Origin of the sequence: Halocynthiibacter sp. (genome assembly GCF_049608145.1) — a bacterium.
In the GTDB taxonomy this organism is placed as follows: domain Bacteria; phylum Pseudomonadota; class Alphaproteobacteria; order Rhodobacterales; family Rhodobacteraceae; genus Halocynthiibacter.
This window is the reverse complement of record NZ_JBMYXF010000040.1, coordinates 1-19,542: the sequence shown is the minus strand read 5'-3', so window position 1 is coordinate 19,542 and position 19,542 is coordinate 1. Positions and strand designations below refer to the sequence as shown.

General features: G+C 52.4%; 19 protein-coding genes. All 19 read right to left on the bottom strand.

Annotated features, from left to right (window positions below):
* Window positions 1-9 precede the first annotated feature (9 nt).
* Window positions 10-1,359, bottom strand: coding sequence for an amino acid ABC transporter permease (locus tag ACPGUT_RS11840; protein ID WP_423991627.1), 1,350 nt, complete (start codon window positions 1,357-1,359; stop codon window positions 10-12).
* 1 nt (window position 1,360) lies between these two features.
* Entirely contained in the window at window positions 1,361-2,932 is a 1,572-nt protein-coding gene (locus tag ACPGUT_RS11835) for an amino acid ABC transporter permease (protein WP_423991625.1), read from the bottom strand.
* A 126-nt stretch (window positions 2,933-3,058) separates the two neighbouring features.
* Entirely contained in the window at window positions 3,059-4,075 is a 1,017-nt protein-coding gene (locus ACPGUT_RS11830; RefSeq protein ID WP_423991623.1) for an amino acid ABC transporter substrate-binding protein, read from the bottom strand.
* 240 nt (window positions 4,076-4,315) lie between these two features.
* Complete coding sequence (locus ACPGUT_RS11825; RefSeq protein ID WP_423991621.1) at window positions 4,316-5,020, bottom strand: ATP12 family chaperone protein; 705 nt, start codon at window positions 5,018-5,020, stop codon at window positions 4,316-4,318.
* Complete coding sequence (locus tag ACPGUT_RS11820) at window positions 5,017-6,063, bottom strand: RluA family pseudouridine synthase (protein ID WP_423991619.1); 1,047 nt, start codon at window positions 6,061-6,063, stop codon at window positions 5,017-5,019. Before ACPGUT_RS11820 ends, ACPGUT_RS11825 begins: the two co-directional genes overlap by 4 nt.
* Entirely contained in the window at window positions 6,060-6,437 is a 378-nt protein-coding gene (gene crcB, locus ACPGUT_RS11815; protein WP_423991617.1) for a fluoride efflux transporter CrcB, read from the bottom strand. Before crcB ends, ACPGUT_RS11820 begins: the two co-directional genes overlap by 4 nt.
* Window positions 6,438-6,469: 32 nt before the next feature.
* Window positions 6,470-7,810, bottom strand: a complete 1,341-nt coding sequence (locus ACPGUT_RS11810; RefSeq protein WP_423991616.1) for a replication-associated recombination protein A — start codon at window positions 7,808-7,810, stop codon at window positions 6,470-6,472.
* A gap of 58 nt (window positions 7,811-7,868) precedes the next feature.
* Window positions 7,869-8,456: an acyl-homoserine-lactone synthase gene (locus ACPGUT_RS11805; protein WP_423991614.1), complete on the bottom strand. Its 588-nt coding sequence runs from the start codon at window positions 8,454-8,456 to the stop codon at window positions 7,869-7,871.
* Window positions 8,457-8,513: 57 nt separating this feature from the next.
* The gene (locus ACPGUT_RS11800) at window positions 8,514-9,125 is read right to left on the bottom strand and encodes an autoinducer binding domain-containing protein (protein WP_423991612.1); all 612 of its coding nucleotides are present in this window, start codon (window positions 9,123-9,125) and stop codon (window positions 8,514-8,516) included.
* Window positions 9,126-9,445: 320 nt separating this feature from the next.
* Entirely contained in the window at window positions 9,446-9,862 is a 417-nt protein-coding gene (gene rplQ, locus ACPGUT_RS11795; RefSeq protein WP_423991610.1) for a 50S ribosomal protein L17, read from the bottom strand.
* Window positions 9,863-10,016: 154 nt separating this feature from the next.
* Window positions 10,017-11,033, bottom strand: a complete 1,017-nt coding sequence (locus tag ACPGUT_RS11790; RefSeq protein ID WP_039018942.1) for a DNA-directed RNA polymerase subunit alpha — start codon at window positions 11,031-11,033, stop codon at window positions 10,017-10,019.
* A 112-nt stretch (window positions 11,034-11,145) separates the two neighbouring features.
* Window positions 11,146-11,535 (bottom strand): 30S ribosomal protein S11, encoded by a 390-nt coding sequence (gene rpsK, locus ACPGUT_RS11785; protein WP_423991607.1) that lies wholly within the window; start codon window positions 11,533-11,535, stop codon window positions 11,146-11,148.
* A gap of 16 nt (window positions 11,536-11,551) precedes the next feature.
* Window positions 11,552-11,920: a 30S ribosomal protein S13 gene (rpsM, locus tag ACPGUT_RS11780; protein ID WP_423991605.1), complete on the bottom strand. Its 369-nt coding sequence runs from the start codon at window positions 11,918-11,920 to the stop codon at window positions 11,552-11,554.
* Window positions 11,921-12,282: 362 nt separating this feature from the next.
* Window positions 12,283-12,864 (bottom strand): adenylate kinase, encoded by a 582-nt coding sequence (locus tag ACPGUT_RS11775; RefSeq protein WP_423991604.1) that lies wholly within the window; start codon window positions 12,862-12,864, stop codon window positions 12,283-12,285.
* Window positions 12,861-14,216 carry a preprotein translocase subunit SecY gene (secY, locus tag ACPGUT_RS11770; protein ID WP_423991602.1) on the bottom strand — a complete coding sequence of 452 codons (1,356 nt, stop codon included), beginning with the start codon at window positions 14,214-14,216 and terminating at the stop codon, window positions 12,861-12,863. Before secY ends, ACPGUT_RS11775 begins: the two co-directional genes overlap by 4 nt.
* A gap of 109 nt (window positions 14,217-14,325) precedes the next feature.
* A complete protein-coding gene (gene rplO / locus ACPGUT_RS11765; RefSeq protein ID WP_423991600.1) occupies window positions 14,326-14,799 on the bottom strand; it encodes a 50S ribosomal protein L15 in 474 nt (157 codons plus the stop codon).
* Window positions 14,800-14,990: 191 nt separating this feature from the next.
* Complete coding sequence (locus ACPGUT_RS11760; protein WP_423991598.1) at window positions 14,991-16,361, bottom strand: type VI secretion system domain-containing protein; 1,371 nt, start codon at window positions 16,359-16,361, stop codon at window positions 14,991-14,993.
* The gene (locus tag ACPGUT_RS11755; protein ID WP_423991596.1) at window positions 16,358-17,698 is read right to left on the bottom strand and encodes a hypothetical protein; all 1,341 of its coding nucleotides are present in this window, start codon (window positions 17,696-17,698) and stop codon (window positions 16,358-16,360) included. The genes ACPGUT_RS11760 and ACPGUT_RS11755 overlap by 4 nt, the downstream gene beginning before the upstream one ends.
* 12 nt (window positions 17,699-17,710) lie before the next feature.
* On the bottom strand, window positions 17,711-19,542 hold a 1,832-nt coding region (locus ACPGUT_RS11750; protein WP_423991594.1), incomplete at its 5' end, for an ImcF-related family protein.

The following is a 19,542-nucleotide window of genomic DNA, read 5'->3' as shown; positions in this document are numbered from 1 at the left end:
AACTCCTTCTTAATGGGATGTCTTGAGCTTGCGCTCGAGATACATGGAGTAACGGGACATGGAGAAGCAGAAGATGAAGAACACAAACGCGATAAACGCGAACAGTTCCCAGTAAATGCCGTTCCATTGTGCGTTCGCTCGAATACCGGCTGTTAGGCCAAGTGGATCAAGGATCGCGATGATCGACACAAGCGTGGTATCCTTAAAGATACCAATGAAGGTCGACACGATACCCGGAATAGAGATCTTCAGTGCCTGTGGCATGATGATCAGGCGTTGTGCCTTCCAGTAATCCAGACCCAATGCGTCTGCGGCTTCATATTGACCACGTGGCAAAGCTGCCAAACCACCGCGCACAACCTCAGCCATGTAGGCTGCGGCGAACAGGGTCACCATGATCAAAACACGCAAGATGATGTCAAATTCCGTGCCGGGTGGCAGGAAGATGTTCAACAGCGTGGACGCAACAAACAGCAAGGTGATCAAAGGCACACCACGGATGAATTCAATGAACCCAACGCAAAGTGCTTTTACGATCAACAAATCAGACTGACGACCAAGCGCCAGAACGATGCCCAAAGGCAAAGATCCAACAATCGCCACAACCCCGATAAAGATCGACACAGCAAAGCCACCGAATTTACGGCTTTGGACCACTGGGATGTCTAGCGCAATGATGCTTTGCATGATTGATGCGAAACCACCCAGTAGGAACAGCCACCAGATAATCGGCAAAAGCGCCGCTGCGATGGTTCCAGCCAAGCTGCCCGCCACCGGTGCAATAAGGCGATAGGCCAAATACCCGATTCCGAAGCCAAGCATTGCACCAACAGGGTTCCAGAAGGTACCGCCCCACATCATCCAAGGCATCAAGAACGGGAAGACCGCTGTGATGATCAACATTTTGCGTGGCAATTTATCAAACAGAACCGGCGCAACAGCCACCAAGATCAACACAAATGTGGCGATCGGGCGGAAGTAAGCAGGCCATGCCCCTTCGGGTGGTGCCCCAAGATGTGCGGTGCCATCAATTGGGTAAGGTGGATAGAAACCAAAGGTCAATTGAACCCAGCGGTCTCTGATCACGGCCCAACACGCGCCCTCATGATGTTCACCATAGGCTGCCGCGATTTGCTCACGACATTCCGTCAGGGAATTTGCATTCCATGACGACATGAACGCCCAAGGCAAAACAAGTTTAAGCACCATCAACACAGCCGCAATCGACAGCAATGACAAGACAGTGTTCAACGGAGAACTAAACAGATTTGCACGCGCCCAAGCAACGAACCCAACCGACGTTGCGGGTGGCTCCTGTTCAGGAAGCATGTCTGTGCGAACGAAAGAAATATCACTCATCTTAGCGCTCCTTCAACTTAACGGATTCATTGTACCAGTTCATCGCCATCGAAATAGCCAATGAGATGGACAGATAGATGAGCATGCCCAACAGAACTGTTTCCAGCTCACGACCTGTTTGGTTCAACGTCACACCCATCAGGGTGCCCGTGATATCGAAGTAACCCACCGCAATCGCGAGAGATGAGTTTTTCGTCAGGTTCAGGTAGTTGGAAATCATCGGTGGAATGATCACGCGCAGGGCCTGCGGCAGAACCACAAGGCTCATGGTGCGACCAGCGCTGAGGCCCAATGCGTTTGCAGCTTCAGACTGACCTTTTGAGATCGCCATGATGCCAGAACGCACGATTTCCGCGATGAAAGCCGCTGTATACAGCGACAATGCCAACCAAAGCGCAATCAGAGAGTTCCGCAGATGCAAACCGCCCTTGAAGTTAAAGCCCTTCAGTTCCGGATAGGTAAAGTACAGACCAAGCGCCCAAAGCAAAATCGCCATTGGAAGAACCACAACAGCCAAACGGATATACCAAACCGTAGGTCGGTCACCGGTTTTTTCTTGGATGTCATCAGCGCGATTTTTGATTGCGCTTGAAATGGCAAGTGTCACGGCCAACAGCACAACGACGGCAATGAAATCAAGGCTCACCTGGAATGTCCCAGCACTGACGCCACCAGTTTCCTGCGCGATTCCGACCCGGAAGTACCAGCACAATGCTGCAACAAGGGCTGCAACGCCACCAATGCGAATAAAGCCAGCCGCCGAAGCAGAACTGCCCGCCCCACCGTTCATCTTGCCCGCCATAAGCTGCGGCGCAAACATCGCCGACAGCGCAGCTGCAGCAATCGTCAGAAACGTGATCATACGACGAATTGGGCGTCGCGATGATGCCTCTGGCGCATTCGGATTGTCGGCACCGACGTAAACATCTACGTCGCCAAGGCCAACACGCCAGCCAGAAGGTGTCTCAAGGCGTTGCCCATCGTCATCAAAACGATCTGCTCCAAAGTTAGGATCAGGAACATATACACCGCGATTGGTCACAGCCACGGTGCCAAACAGACTGACGCTGGCAGTGGCGTTATCACCTCGGAATTCTTTGGGGGCCGGTGGGATTTCAATCATGATCGCCATCGCAAGAACGATCCAAAGCAGGACCGGCACATTGCGGAAGGTTTCAACATAAACCGTCATCAAGCGGGAAATGACCCAGTTTTTCGACAGACGCAGAACGCCAACCAGCACACCTACGACGGTTGCCGTGATACAGCCAAGAACAGCGATTACAAGCGTGTTCAGAACGCCAATGACAGCCGCACGAATATGAGGGCTTTGCGAGTTATAGTCGAGTAAACGTTGGTTGATATCGTAACCTGCTGGTTCCCAAAGGAAACGAAAGCTGGGCTCTTTGCCCAATGCAGCGAGGTTATTGGATGTGTTCCAGATCAGCCAGCCGAAGAACGCCGCGAACCCTAACAAAGCAACGACCTGAATGGTAATTGATCTGTAGCGCGTATCGTAAATCAGCATGGACAGTCGGAACGACTCCTTTGGGGGGTCGGTCATTACCGTCATGAAGACATTTTCCCTGTTGTCCTGGGTTTTATTGGCGGCGCCTTATGGCGCTCATTCATCCCAGGGTTGTTGTTGGTCGTTTGAAAGAAAAAGGGCGCGGGAAAACCGCGCCCTTTTCCGGAATGTTTAGCGGAAGGGTGGGGAGTACAGCAGGCCGCCGTCTGTCCACTGTGCGTTCAGGCCGCGGGACAGAGCGATTGGTGTGTTCTCACCGATGTTACGCTCGAACAGTTCTGCGTAGTTGCCGCCAGCTTCCAGAGCATTCTTGCCCCAGTCAGCAGACAGACCCAGCATTTCGCCCAGGGAACCTTCGGTGCCCAGCAGACGGTTGATTTCTGGGTTGTTAGAACCAGCAGCCATCTCAGCGATGTTTGCAGATGTCACACCCAGCTCTTCAGCTGTGATCAGTGCGTTCAGTGTCCAGCGAACAACATCGCCCCATTCGTTGTCGCCGTGGCGAACAAGTGGGCCTAGTGGCTCTTTGGAGATGATTTCTGGCAGCAGAACGTGATCGCCTGGTGCTTCGAAAGTCGCACGTGTCGCAGCCAGACCGGATGCGTCAGTTGTGTACACGTCACAAGCGCCAGCAAGGTACTGCTGTTGTGCTTCTGCGTTGGTTTCGATTGGCACTGGCTCATATGAGATGCTGTTTGCACGGAAGAAATCCGCGAGGTTCAGCTCAGTTGTTGTACCAGTTTGGATACAAACAGTCGCGCCGTCCAGATCTTTAGCGGAAGTCACGCCAAGGTTGGAAGGAACCATAAAGCCCTGACCATCGTAGTAGTTTACACCTACGAATTCGAATTTCAGGTCAACGTCACGGGAGAATGTCCATGTGGTGTTACGTGCCAGCATGTCGATTTCACCAGAAGCCAGCGCAGTAAAGCGTGTTTTACCGGTGGTTGGAACGAATTCAACAGCAGTGGCATCGCCGAGAACAGCAGCTGCAACAGCGCGACATACGCCAACATCAAAGCCTTCCCATTCACCGTTTGCGTCAGGTGCTGCGAAGCCAACGAGACCTGTGGTCACACCACAGTTCAGTTTGCCGCGTGCTTTTACGTCATCAAGCGTGCCAGCATAAGAACCGCCGGCAGCGATGCCAGCAATGGTCAGCGCGCCAAGAAATACTGATTTTTTCATTTTTACCTCTTCCTGATGGTCCATCCTTTGCGGATGGTTATTTCCGATCTTGTGATCGGGATGATACTTCGGAGTCGCCCCCTGAGTGCAAAGAGTTTGGTCAAATAACGACCTCAACGTCAAGGAAATGTCGCGGATTGTGATGGAATGGGTCACAAAAAATTATGAAAGCACGACCTAACCTGGCTTTTTAGCTATATTTTTCAAAGCCTGACGGAGGTTCCACCCACCTTAGATATCCTAAAGTACGGAGTAAAACTTCCAAGCATCAAGGAAGGATTGTCGCTTTATCGCCGACATTTGTTCGCTTTCGTCGTCCTTGCCCCAAAGATGGATTTGCCAAGATTCGTCGATTCGCGATATTTCCCAAAGGTTTTCCGGGGTGTCATATCCGCGCAGGGCCGCAAACCCGATAATCAACGATCCCGACAATGCCACAAGGTCATGAAACGCTGTCAGAATAAACGGATCCATCACATGAACCTGATCACGCAAAACCGCAAGGCTATCGTCAGGCTGAGCATGGAACATAACGCCTGCTGTCGCTTCTAGCTTTGCACCCAGCTCACTCTCAGCCCAGGCAATCAGCGGATCCCAACCCACAGCCTGACGTTCGATCAATTCTGCCGGATCCGTCGCGCGATAACAGATCAGATCAGTCCCGCCGTATTCAGCCAACATATCCGCGACTGCGCCATGCTGTACTGTCACCTTATCAATTGCCGAATTCGCCATACGGGTGAAGGGCATAGTGTCAGGTCTAACGTGTTCTTCCTGGGCCTGCCATTCTGCTGAAATCAGATCGGCCAGCGCCCGGCTGGGTACGGCAAAAGCGGATTTGGATGGTGTCTTAACAGGACGTCCATCCAGCAACACCTGATATCCGGCATCACACGCCTCAACCGAGGTCTCTTTCCAGAAACGTTTGGCTTTCCAGTCGCTCATGTCAGATCCTCAAATGGGTCATCTGATGCCTCACTCATGTCCCAACCAAACGTATCCCAAGTACGTTGCATATGTTCTGCCAAGGGAGCGGTGATCATAAGGGGTTTGTTCGTGACCGGATGGGTTAAGGACAGGCTACGTGCATGAAGATGTAGTTTTTTGCTCATTTCTCCGCCCAATTGTGCCCCCCAGCCATCGCCAAGGTTTTCTTGACCGGAACCACCGTATTTCCCATCACCAATGATCGGATGACCAAGTTCCGCCATATGCGCCCGAAGCTGGTGTGTGCGCCCCGTGATTGGCGTCAGTGCAGCCCAGCTTACCCGGCCACCAAGACCAGAAATCACCGTATAGTCCGTCGTAGCACGTTTCGCACCTTCGGTTTCATCCACATAGCGCGGATGCACACAATGCATCTTTTCACCTTCGCCACTTTTGCCATGACCCGATGCTTTCACCAGGCCGTAACGGATCGTACCGTGGCGCGGCATAGGAACCCCCGCAACCGCAGCCCAGTAGATCTTGCGTGTATCACGGGACCGGAATGCTTCGGTCAGTGCGCTGGCCACTTTACGGGTCCGTGCCATGATCAACACACCTGATGTGTCTTTGTCCAAGCGGTGCACAAGGCGGGGCTTTTCTTCCAAGCCAAACTTTAACGCTTCAGATAGGCCATCGATATGGCGCTTTTGCTTACTGCCGCCCTGGGTCGGCAGCCCCGGTGGTTTGTTCAAGGCAATAATGTGATCGTCACGATACAAAACGATGGATTTCATCAGTTCTTCATCGGATCTAGAAATCGTCGGTGTCACCGGACGTTCGGCCATTTCATGTGCATCGGGCAAAGGCGGCACGCGGACGATCTGCCCTGTCTCAAGCCGGGTCGACGTTTTTATACGGCCGCCGTCTATGCGGATATCACCCTTGCGACAGAGCTTTTCAACGCGACCCTGCGGGATATGCGGAAACAGACGCCGGAACCAGCGGTCCAGGCGTTGATCAGATTCAGATTCGGTAATTTCAATTTTCTGTACGCCACTCATGCGAAGATCCCCCGTGCGATGGCCACGCCCAGAAACAGGGCCAGAATGGATGCCACTACGGACAATGTCACATAAAGCGCGGCGGAGCCAAACTGCCCGCGCTCTATCAGGCTGAACGTTTCAAGTGAAAACGCTGAAAAGGTTGTAAAGCCACCCAGAACACCTGTCATCATGAAAGGCGACAATGAGACAAGACCACGTGTTTCAGCCATGATCAGAAACGCCCCCATTAGAAACGATCCGATGACGTTTGCGGTTAACACGCCAATCGGAAAGCCCGCTGCGGAAAACCGCAGGGCCGACAGGACCAAGCCATATCGCAAAGATGCGCCAATTGCGCCCCCAAGGGCCACTTGAAGAAAGGTAACAGACATGAGCGCTTCCTTTTATCAGGTGGGGCTGAATGTCAACCGGAACCCCGTTTTGCCCGCAGTTTAACAAAGTAATCAAGGCGACGTTTCAGTTCCCGTTCAAATCCGCGGTCAACCGGCTGATAATACACGCCACGCTTCATTGTATCTGGAAAATAATTCTGCCCCGAAAACCCATCCTCGGCGTCATGGTCATAGGCATAGCCATCGCCATACCCTTGATCCTTCATCAAAGATGTCGGCGCATTCAGGATATGTTTGGGCGGGGGTTCTGATCCGGTTTTCCGCGCGGCAGCCATCGCATTTTTATACCCTGCGTAGGCGGCGTTGGATTTCGGGGCAAGCGCCAGATAGGTCACAGCCTGGGCAAGTGCCAATTCCCCTTCGGGACTGCCAAGGCGTTCATAAATCTCCCAGGCATGTAGGCAATGCGTCTGCGCCTGCGGGTCAGCCAGACCGATATCTTCAACAGCCATGCGGGTAATACGGCGCGCCAGATACCGAGGATCTTCCCCGCCTGTCAACATACGTGCAAACCAGTAAAGTGCCGCGTCAGGATCAGAACCTCGCACAGACTTGTGCAGAGCCGAAATCAGATTATAGTGTTCGTCACCGGATTTGTCGTATTTCGTCGCCCGACGCATCAGCCGTGTGGAAAGCGTATCCGTATCCAGCTTTGTGCCGCTTTTTGCTTCTGGCCACGCCAAAACCTGTTCAACCAGATTCAGCAAAGCACGCCCGTCCCCGTCGGCCATCTCAAGCAATGTTTCACGCGCATGCCCATCCAGGGGCAGCGCCCTGTTCATTTCTTTTTCAGATCTCTGGGCCAGCAGTTCCAGATCTTTCAGGTCAAGCCGTTCAAGAACCAGAACCTGAGACCGCGACAAGACCGCTGAATTTAACTCAAATGACGGGTTTTCCGTTGTCGCCCCAACCAGAAGAATTGTGCCATCTTCCATATAGGGCAGAAACCCGTCCTGTTGCGCTTTGTTGAAACGATGGATCTCATCTACAAACAGAAGTGTCCCCTGCCCGTTTGAACGGCGCATCTTTGCCGCTTCAAAGACTTTGCGAAGTTCAGGCACACCGGTGAAAATCGCACTGATTTGCACAAACTTCAGATCCGTTTCATCTGCTAACAGTCGAGCGATTGTGGTCTTACCCACACCAGGCGGGCCCCAAAATATCAATGACGACAAGCTACCAGCCGCAAGCATCGTACCCAAGGGCGCTTCAGGTCCAAGGACCTGCTGCTGTCCGATCACTTCGGACAGATTTTTCGGACGCAAACGATCCGCAAGGGGACGGGGCGCAGCGCCTGCCGCGCCCTCGGTTTTTTCGGGCATATCGCCGGGGGTATCAAACAAATCGACCATAAAACAAAACTACGATGTCCACATCCCGAGGGAAAGCACTATCCCTCACACAGATGCATCAATGCAGATTGCCGGCCAGATTTATGGAAACACACTGATAGTCACCATCACCAATGAACATTTCACGCCCAATTGCCTTTGCATCCAAACCGCACCGTCCAAACCAGCGTGGCCAGTTCGATGCAGTCAGGGTGATCAGTTTGGTTGCGCCCTGCTCACGTGCGCTTTTCAACATTGCACCAACCATATACGCATGAACCCGACGCCGGATCCGTTGGGGCGTCGCATGTGAAACAAATACACGGGTGCATTCCCAAGTCTGCTCATCAACAGGGGCATCTTCATACAAAAGATCCTCAGGGATCGTTCCAAGCAAGCCCCGCTGAGCATCCCGGATCATATAACTGTACATGCCACATTTCATTGTTGTGGGCGTCAGCCGGATGCCTGCATAGATTTCGCCAAATTCGTGGATCGCAATCCAACGGCTGGCAGGGGTGTCATATTGATCATATTCCATATCCAGGGCTTCAGGCAGATCCCAATTTTTCTGAATTATGAAACTTTGTTTTCTTGCACGAAAGAAGTTTGCAAATAACTCCCCATGGTTGTGAAGATTTTCGAAAGAAAGAGTAGTGGTTTGCATGTCGCTTTTCCCAGTTTGATGAAAACTGCGAAAAATTAACAACGCGAACCGATCCGTTTATAGCAGCCTGTAGTCCTTCGCTCTTTGAATAGCTTCAGCAGTTGTCCGGGCGTGTAGACGTTCCCGGGCGCCTGTTAAGCGGGCTTTCAAAGCACTTTCAGAAATATTGAGCTTAGCAGCTGCTGCCGCGTGCCGGTCGCCGTCGGCAATTAGTCGCAGAGCTTCGATTTGTGCCTTTGTCAGGCTCTCCGGCGGCTCCACGATGTCGTGCAACCGGCGAACAATTTGCGAGATCTCTTCGATCTCGCTATCCTCAAACTCCCGATCTGAACGGGAAAAACTTGCAATCGTTCGGGAACGTACCGGGCCACAGGATATGGTAAGCCCGAATTTCAGACCAAATGTACCGGCTTCTGCCAACACTCCAAATGTATCCGGGATTTCGAATTCGGACCACCGGCTGGCCCCCTCTGTACAAAAGCCCCAAGCGATGGTGGGGTCTCTCAGAGCGTAGGCCTGTTCGGTGTAACGATCCAGCCAGCCCTGATTATAGTTAGAGAATTGCATCAAAGGAGATGCAAATCGGATATGCAATCCGAGAAAATACCCGGCGGGCGCGAGCCGGCCTAGTTTCTGAAGTTCTAAATCTACTGACGACTTGGTGGACATGTCTTTTTAGACAAGTTGCCAGAAAATTCGTCAACCTTAAATTGAGGCAAATAGTGAATTAACAGAAATGGATACACAATTGGACCGTCATATTCCCGATGTATTTTCGAAAATATCGACTTTACCAGACAACGTGCGCGTTAATTTACTGGACTTTCTGAGCGTTTCGCAAAATCAGCGATGCCAGATCGAAGCATTCATTGAGAAAATAACAAAGTCGGCATCAAAACGTCTCGATAACTAAAAGTACTGATTTTATTCCTCTGAAACGTAAAAAGCCTCGCAAATTGCGAGGCTTTTCTAATTCTGATTCGCGGTGCTTATTCAGCAGCGTCTTCAGCGGCAACGCGTGCTTTGTCAGCAGCGCCTTTGGCATCGACGTCACGCTCTACGAATTCGATGATCGCCATTGGCGCCATGTCACCGTAACGGAAACCTGCTTTAAGAACACGCACATAACCACCTTGACGGTCTTTGTAACGTGGGCCGAGAATTTCAAAGAGCTTCGCAACATCTTTGTCTTGCTTCAGCTGAGCAGCAGCCTGACGGCGCGCGTGCAGATCGCCACGTTTCGCAAGTGTGATGAGTTTTTCAATCACAGGGCGAAGCTCTTTCGCTTTTGGCAAGGTAGTTTTGATTTGCTCGTGCTCAATCAAAGAACCGGCCATGTTTGAAAACAGGGCTTTACGGTGCTCGTGAGTACGGTTTAGGCGGCGGTAGCCTTTTGCGTGGCGCATGTGTTTAGTCCTTTAAACGTGTTTTGCTTTGTCTGGCCCCTGATGCGTGTCAGGTGCTCTCCTTGGGGCGAATTGCCCAGATATTCCCAGTCGTTGCTGGCATTTGTGGCGGGGTACACCAACTGGCATACCCCGTCAATTCTTTGTGGTGTTCTTAGAACTGATCTTCGAACTTTTTCGCCAGATCTTCGATGTTCTCTGGTGGCCATTCTTCGACATCCATGCCGAGGTACAGCGCCATGCCAGACAGAACTTCTTTGATCTCGTTCAGAGACTTGCGGCCGAAGTTCGGCGTGCGCAGCATTTCTGCTTCGGTCTTCTGGATCAGATCGCCGATGTAAACGATGTTGTCGTTTTTCAGGCAGTTTGCAGAACGGACAGACAGTTCCAGTTCGTCCACTTTCTTCAGCAGAAGTGGGTTGAACTCAAGGCCGTCGTCTTCTTCCTGACGAGAAGCCGCTTCTGGCTCATCGAAGTTCACGAAGATGGACAGTTGATCTTGCAGGATGCGCGCAGCGAAAGCCACAGCGTCATCAGGCGTGATAGAACCATCAGTTTCCAGTTTCAGTGTCAGTTTGTCATAATCCAGCACCTGACCTTCGCGGGTCGGCTGCACGTCATAAGACACTTTTTTCACTGGGGAATAGATCGCATCGATTGGGATCAGACCAATTGGTGCATCTTCTGGTTTGTTTTTCTCAGCAGCGACATAGCCCTTACCGGTATCAACGGTCAGTTCCATGTAAAGATCAGCGCCGTCGTCCAAGTGACAGATCACATGTTCTTTGTTGAGAACTTCAATACCAGCGCTTTCAGAAATGTCACCAGCGGTCACAACAGCTGGACCGTTCGCAGAGATAGACACGCGCTTGGGGCCTTCGGCTTCCATACGCAGTGCAACACCTTTGAGGTTCAGCACGATGTCGGTTACGTCTTCACGCACACCAGCAACGGATGAGAACTCATGCAGGACGTTGTCGATTTGCACAGACGTGATTGCAGCACCCTGTAGGGAAGACAGCAAAACGCGGCGCAATGCGTTACCCATAGTCAGACCAAAGCCGCGCTCAAGCGGTTCAGCGATCACAGTTGCCTGACGTGCAGGGTCGTTGCCTGGTTTCACTTCAAGCTGCGTTGGCTTGATGAGTTCCTGCCAATTTTTGTGGATCATGCGTAGAGCCTCCATTCTTGTTTCTGGACCATGTCCCTGACCAGAAACGCCCGAGGTTTAAAATGCAAAATCCAGGCCCATGAAACCATGAGCCTGGAAAAGTCGTAAACGCTTATACGCGGCGACGCTTTGGTGGGCGGCAGCCGTTGTGTGCGATTGGTGTTACGTCACGGATAGATGTGACGTTCAGGCCCAATGCAGCCAAAGCGCGAAGTGCGGATTCACGACCAGAACCTGGACCCTGAACTTCGACTTCAAGTGTTTTAACACCATGTTCCTGTGCTTTTTTACCAGCATCTTCTGCAGCCATTTGTGCCGCATAAGGTGTGGATTTCCGTGAGCCTTTGAAGCCCATGGTGCCAGCAGAGGACCATGAAATTGCGTTGCCCTGAACGTCAGAGATCAGGATCTTGGTGTTGTTGAACGAAGAGTTCACGTGAGCAACACCAGAGGCAATGTTCTTGCGCTCTTTTTTCTTCGTACGAGTCTTATCGCGTGCCATTGATCAAACCCTCCCTTTACTTCTTCTTACCAGCGATGGCCTTTGCAGGGCCTTTGCGGGTACGAGCGTTGGTGTGAGTACGTTGACCGCGCACAGGCAGGCCACGACGGTGACGCAGACCACGGTAGCAACCGAGATCCATCAGACGTTTGATGTTCATGGTAACTTCGCGACGAAGGTCACCTTCAACATTGTAGTTAGCGTCGATGTGTTCACGGATAGCAAGAACTTCAGCATCGGACAGCTCGTTAACGCGACGTGTAAAGTCGATTTTAACAGCTTCACAGATAGCTTCAGCAGAAGTGGTGCCAATACCAGTGATATAAGTCAGGGCGATCGGGACCCGTTTATGGGTCGGGATGTTAACGCCGGCAATACGTGCCAAGTGTCATATTCCTTTTCGTTGCGGTTCCGTAACGCCGGAACCTTTTTTCACAACGTAAGCCCGAAGCGTGAACGCGTCGGGCCGCAGCTGAATTCAGGTGATATGATCTACGCAGGCGCGACCCGCGCAGAATCAATTTCCCTTTCGGGATAATGCTGATTATGGGGTTTTCCGAATATCGTCAAGAGCGAACAACAGCCAACCCCACCCACATCCATGCGAGTACATGACCCGCACGACATTGGCATGCCCCCAACATCCGTCAGCAACATGAACGCGCGTATTTGAAAAAGAAAAACCGGCTTCACATAGGAAGCCGGTTTTTCTTTTTTTACTCACAGATAGAACCAGTAAGGAATTTTTTATTTATCCAAGATCGCTGAAATAGACGCCTGAACAACCGGAATGTCCGCAAGACCATCCACACGCTGCAGTTTTTCCTTGGCAAAATAGTAACCAAGCAACGGTGCGGTCTTTTTGTAGTATTCCATCAGACGCGTACGTAAGCTTTCTTCGTTGTCATCCGCACGGGCTTCGCCACCAGCAGCAACAGCTTCAGCTGCACGGTTCAGAATACGGCTGACCAGCGCTTCATCACGCACACGCAACTCAATCGCAGCATCCAAAGTCTGGCCGGTTTCTTCCAGAAGCTTTTCCAGCGCAACCGCTTGCATCAGGGTACGAGGGAAACCATCAAAGATGAACCCACCCCCGCCATTGCCAGCTTCTAGCTGTTCACGGATTAGACCAATTACGATCTCATCTGTTACAAGCTCGCCTGCATCCATGACAGCGGCAACCTTGTTGCCCATCTCTGTACCGGAAGTACGTGCTGCACGAAGCATATCGCCGGTTGAAAGCTGCACCATGTTGCGTGTTTCCACGAGATGCTGCGCCTGTGTTCCTTTACCTGCCCCTGGTGGGCCGAGAAGAATAATGTTCATCGTCTGGCTGGTCCCTTCTTACTGCGCTTTTTCCCCCGCAGCTGTGATTTTTCAATCAGGCCTTCATACTGGTGGGCCAGCATGTGGCTCTGAACTTGCTGAATTGTATCCATGGTCACGGAGACCACAATCAAAACAGAAGTCCCGCCAAAATAGAAGGGAATTGCCAGCTGTGAACGTAAAATCTCTGGCAAGAGACAAACTGCCGCAAGGTATGCGGAGCCTACGACCAACAAACGGGTCACAACATAGTCCAGATATTCAGCAGTTTTCTTACCTGGGCGAATCCCCGGGATAAAACCGTTCTGATTCTTCAGGTTGTCCGCCACATCATCCGTCTTAAACGCCACATTGAAGGTGTAGAAGAACGCAAAGAACACGATCATCGCCACGAAGAACAGCAGATACAAAGGCTGCCCTGGGCCAAAATATGCCAGGATCGTCGACATAACAGGACCGGTTTGGTTGCCTGAGAACGTCGCGATTGTTGTCGGCAGCAACAACAGTGAACTTGCGAAAATCGCAGGGATAACGCCCGCTGGGTTCACTTTAACTGGCAGATGGCTTGTGCCACCATCATAAACTTTCATGCCAACCTGACGGCGTGGGTACTGAATGTGAACCTTGCGCAAAGCACGTTCCATAAAGACCACAAAGGCAATCACGCCAACAATCATCACCAGGACCAGCACGATAATAGCAGGGCTGATCGCACCGGAACGGCCTTGGCTAAGGAATTGTGCGATAGCCGCAGGAATTTCAGCAATAATCCCAACAAAGATGATCAGAGAGATACCGTTGCCGATGCCGCGTGCTGTGATCTGCTCGCCCAACCACATCAGGAACATGGTGCCACCAACCAGCGTAAGCATGCAGGCGATGCGGAAATACAGGCCCGGATCGGTTGCAAGATCGCCGGCTTCCAGACTGACCGCAAGACCATAGGCTTGGAAGGTTGCCAAAAGAACGGTGCCGTAACGGGTGTATTGCGCGATTTTTTTGCGCCCTTGTTCACCTTCTTTTTTCAACTGTTCCAGCTGTGGAACCATCGCGGTCATAAGCTGAACAATAATGGACGCTGAAATATATGGCATGATGCCAAGGGCGAAGATCCCCATACGTGACAGCGCGCCACCAGTGAACATGCCCAAGACGCCGGCAATGCCGGACCCCGCCTGGTCCATAAATTCACGAAGTGCTGTGCCGTCGATACCTGGAACCGGGATATATGTCCCGAGACGGTAAACGATCAACAAACCAAGAGTGAAAAGAATACGCTGGCGCAGCTCGGATGCTTTACCGAACGCACTCCAGCTCATGTTTGACGCCATTTGCTCTGCTGCAGATGCCATTCCCGGGCCTCTCCCCATCATATGTAAAACGCCGCCATCCGGTTCCCCGGGCGGCGGCGTCAGAAAAACTTATTTGTATGTAAGCGGCGCGGCGGCCGCAAACAAGCGCTTATTCAGCCGCTGCCGGTGCTGTGATGGTCAGTGAGCCACCAGCTTTTGCAACTGCTTCAACAGCAGACTTAGATGCGCCGGTCACTTCGATGTTGGCTTTAACGGTCAGTTCGCCTTTTGACAGCACACGGATGCCGTCAAGTTTACGACGTACGAGACCGGAAGAAATCAGAACATCTTCGGTGATCGCTGCAGATGCGTCGATTTTCTTCGCATCGATAAATTTCTGGATCAGGCCCAGGTTTACAACAGCGTATGCCTTGCGGTTTGGCTTGTTGAAGCCACGCTTAGGCAGACGTTGGTACAAAGGCATTTGACCGCCTTCAAAGCCTTTGATGGCTACACCTGAACGGGATTTTTGACCTTTGATACCACGGCCACCCATTTTACCGGTGCCGGAACCAGGACCACGACCAACGCGTTTGCGTGGTTTGGTTGCGCCTGGATTGTCGCGGAGTTCATTCAGTTTCATATCGCTTCTCCTTGCCGGATGTGATCCCTGAAGCGTAAGCGGATCAACCACGGCTTTTCGTGTTTTTTGATTCTGTGGATACATTCCACGCGCTGCGTATAGCGATCTGTTACAGGTTCTTCAAGCCACTGTTCATGGAATTGACATACCAACGAAGAATCACTGCGTGCCCCACGGGTTGCCGCTGCCTGCTATTCCCCGGTTTTCTGCAAATTTTCGATTTCTTCCAATAGATGGCTGTCCCATTCCTGCAGTGTCGGTGGGGAAAGACGTCGCGCCAGGTTTTCAGCGATCAACTTCGCATGATGCGGATGACCAGAAGCAATCAACGCACGTGCAAACGACAATTGGGCAAGCGCTGCTTCGCGGGGGGAACGGGCTGCAGAGATCCGGGCTTCTGCCTCGGCAAGGGCGTCACCGGTTTCGTCACCGCCGATGTCTTCGGTCGCTCCTGCAGGTCCAGTCCCGGATACTGACGTTGTATTTGCAGCCACCCACGTCTGGATTTCCTCCGATACAATGTCCGTGCCATTCTGATGTTTCAGTTCTTTCAGTTCTGGAACCTGCTCAAGGCGATCACGGACCCGCCGGCAAATCGCCGCTGCACTCTGCGGCATGTCCAACCTCAGCGCCATTTCAGCTGCCAGTTTCTGTCCGTCAAACCAATCCGGGCTCATGAACAGGCGATCTTCCAGCTTTTTCAGCGCAGCCATATCAGGTGAGGTCGCGTTTTTCAGATGTTCCCCGGCCACGAACGCAGGCATTGCGGGTTGATCTGTCAGACCGGTTTCATCTTTTTTCTCAGGCGCCTGCGCATATTCCAGCCATGACGCATAGCCGCGCATCAACCAGGCAATCCCAGCATCCGCTTCATGGTGCGAAATCCGGTCGGCAAGCGCCTGAATATCACGACGCAGGTCTGCCCGGCCCTTTGCATCCAGTCGTTGAGGTGTGGCGTGCGTAGAGGGTGGCGCACTCTGCGCCAATTTGGACGACTGCATTGCCCCCGCTTTAGGCGCAGCAGGGGCTTCGGGCAGATCCTCTGGCTGGTCCTTCAAAGCGCGTTCGAGGACAACGCTATCGATCTCGTTCTTTTTCAGCGCTTTGATGAGTTTTTCAGCAGATTTCACCCCATTGCGAGACAAGCCACCCTGTGCAGAAACGTCTTCAACCGCCCCACCAAGCGCCTGAATAATATCGTTCAACCAGGCGTCACGCTTGCGTTTCAGGCGTGGACCTTGTGGATGCATGTCCGGCCAAGCCTTTTCCGTCAGATGCTGAGCCGCTGCAAAAGCCCCTGTCAAAGATGTCTCTTGAATAAGCCCAGAAGGTTCCGGAGCAGTCATTGCAACAATCAAGGCGCGATACCCTTGCAGGTGGCAAATCTGCGGCAACAATGCTTCTGCCTTTTTGCGCAGCTCCGGCCAATCGATGCTGTCCACAGCCAAAGTGCCACGTTTCATCAGCTCTTCGTCAAGTTCATCCAAAATTTCGGATATTTCATCCGTGATTTCACCGAAACTTTGTGCTGCATCTGGAATTTGTTTAAGGAACTCCGTCATTGTTCCACCTGCCCCACACGCAAGGCGCTGCCCTGTTCATCCGGCGTATCAAGTGTCAGGACCCGCCCATCAATCAAGACAAGCAGCATGCGTTCACCGTCATCCGACAAGGAAAGCGACGCAATTTCAGTATCTGAGAACAGTGCAAGCCCGACATTACGGCGACGGGCAAGATCAAACCAGCTGACATGGGTATCATCGCGTAGAACAGCCACTCGGTTCTGAGGGGCATTAATTGCAAACCCCGTAGCCTGCCCCCGTGCATCAAGCGCGATTTTGCCACGCGGAGTTGCCAGATCAGTCCGCCACAAACGCAATTCAGACACACCATGTTGCGAAATCGCATTTCCCTCTGGGGCAAACACAAAACGCGTCGTGGACAAAGCAGAATTCGCCGCAAGCAATTTGCCTTCAGCTGTGTTCAGATCCAGCATAACTGGGCGTCCAAATGCAGGGGTAATTGCCGCGTGATTGCCGGTTTCAGATACAATGATGTTGTACGCAGGACGACGGAAATCATGGCGCCAGACCACCTGGGAAGACTCCATATTACACAACAAAACGGAACCGTCTTTGGCAGAGGACAGTACCTGATTGCGTTCAGCCAGCCAACGCACAGCCAACACAGGACCGTCATGTTTACAGATCACACGCCCCGGGCCTCGCCCGTTGCTTTGACGTATTTCACCACTGAGTGTCCCATAAACAATCGAACGACGATTGCTATTTGGCGCAACCGCACGGGGCTGCACATTGCGCAATTGTCCCGAAGACAACCGATTTCCCGACGCCAGAGACCAGTGTTCCAGACGTTCACCTTCAGCCGCCATAACCAGACGTCCGGTCGGGGTAGCAGCAACATCATAAACCCGCGTTTGATTGAACGTGGCTTCTTGAGGGCGGATCACCACCTGCTGGGACAGGTTTGCTGTATTCCAGGCGCCCATCGTACCATTCGCATGCAGGCCAACAATACGCCGCCCTGCGATCAGCACCTCATCCAGACGGGTTGGCAACTTATCAAGGATCTGTAGACCGCCTGCGGAATTGATATAACCGACAGTTCCATCACGCCAAACCGCATATCCATCCTGACGTCCGTCAAAGAACCCGGCCTGGATCAGCGTGGCGTCAGCACCGCTGTCATGGGTTTGCAGGTTTTGCGCGCGCGCCTGTAATGCCCGGTCAATCTCACGGCCCTGTGCCCTGGTGATATTACGCGCATCTTCTGGATTGCCCGAAAATTCGCGTTCCGCCTGGGGTAACTTTCCGCCACAACCTACCAGCATCAAAGTTGCCAGCGTCGCAGAGACCCAAAGAGTAAGTGATCGTTTCATACTATCTTCCTGTTACCCTTCGGGTGCACTGCGCAGATGGCTTGGCAAATCAAACGAGCTAAGTGGTGAATTAAAGAACGGGTTGATCCGTGCTTCGGGACGCAGACGGAAGGTTGCGGTCTGACCGTTTGCATTGCCGAAATACAAATCAACCGAGTTATTATCTAGGTTGGATTTCGACGCGCTGTCATACAGACGCAACCAAGACCAAGGGCCGTTGTACTGACGTGACACGGTTGATCCGGTGCCCGCCAGCGGCGAAATATCAATCCGGCTGGAAGGCGACTGATCAATCGCATTTGGCCAGATGATCGTGACCGGACGCGACGGCCCGTGGGTATTGATCACAACTTGCCCTTCAAAGTTCAGAACCGCACGGGACAGATTTGCACTCATCCCCGCTGTTGCAACTGAGAATTCAATCGACAGATCACCTGAGGCATCAAAGAAGCTGCGGGTAATATCGATCGCGCTGCGCAGGCTGCCGGCGAAATCAGCATCCACGGCTAGGGACTGCCCGTCAATGATACGGGGTTCACCCGTAGTTTCATCCACAAAGACAAGAAGTTCCTGCTGATAGAAGCTTTCAAGAATCCCACCTGGACGGAAGAATTCTTCAAAATCTTCGACCGGCAGATCCTGATCGCTTTCACGATCAAACGGATAACGACCCGCGATCAGACGTTGGTAATCACCATAGATTTCCTCGTGCCATTTGCGGTTCAATTCTTCTGTGGCGCCGACCATGATCACGCGCCAGGCCTCATCCGCCACGTGACGCAGATGAATGTTAAACGGCGCAGGGGCACGTTCCGCAATACGCGACAGCACATAAATCGGATCTTCACCGGTCAGCTCAGCGCGCTGAATGGACAGTTCCAAGGCACGCGCACTTGGTTCCGGCGCATCTCGCACGGATTTCATATAATCGTAAAGCGACGTCAGCGCTTCTTCGATCTGATCCATGTTGCTTTCGCCGCCTTCGCCGCGTGCTTCCAGCATGCCGCGAATTTCGCTGAAGTTCTCAAAGATCTGCAGACCCGCAGCCCGATTGGGTTCAATTGGCAATTCATTTGCGCTGGCTTCTGTTCCTTCCAGAATTTCACCTTCGGGTTCATAAATCGTGCTGTTGTTCACAACCAGACGTGCAATCCGGCGGATTGGGTTGTCTGGCCCGGATAGGGCACGCAAGCTTTCAGTCGCATCACGGATGTCATCGAAATCACGGACCTCAAGTGCATTCAGGCTCTGACGCCATGTGCGCACGTAATCATCCACATAGATTTCACGCAGGTTGCGCTGAATCTCAAGGAAGTCTTCATCAGAATAATTCGTGCTTTCCAGCTGCCCCAGCACCCAGAGATCATCCGCCGCGATCTGTGCTACACGTTCGACCTGCGGCACAAAGAAGGCTTTGTATTCCGGTGCGGTAAAGATGCGCGGCACCTCGAACGGACCACGGGCAAACACCTGTTCTGAAATCTGACCACATTCCGGCGTGACGCTGTTGCTGTCTTCAGCCTTGGCTTCTTCCGCTTCTTCAGTGGAAACTTCGCCCACAGTAGACGCCTGGTAGACGATGCCAAAACTTGCGCCGATTGAGGATTGGAATTCAATCGGGTTGGGCAATTGACGTTCAGACAGGGCACGCAGGTTCGCATAAACCCGACGATATGGCGTTAGCCGACCTAGGTTTTCCTGTGCCAACAGAACCAGTGCAGGATCCGTTTCATAAGCAGCCGGCACTTTTTCCAGCATATAATCCAGGTGGCTGTTCAACTGTTCCTGTACTTCACCCTGGGCTTCAAAATTGGTCTGCCAGAAATCGCCAAAATACTTATCGA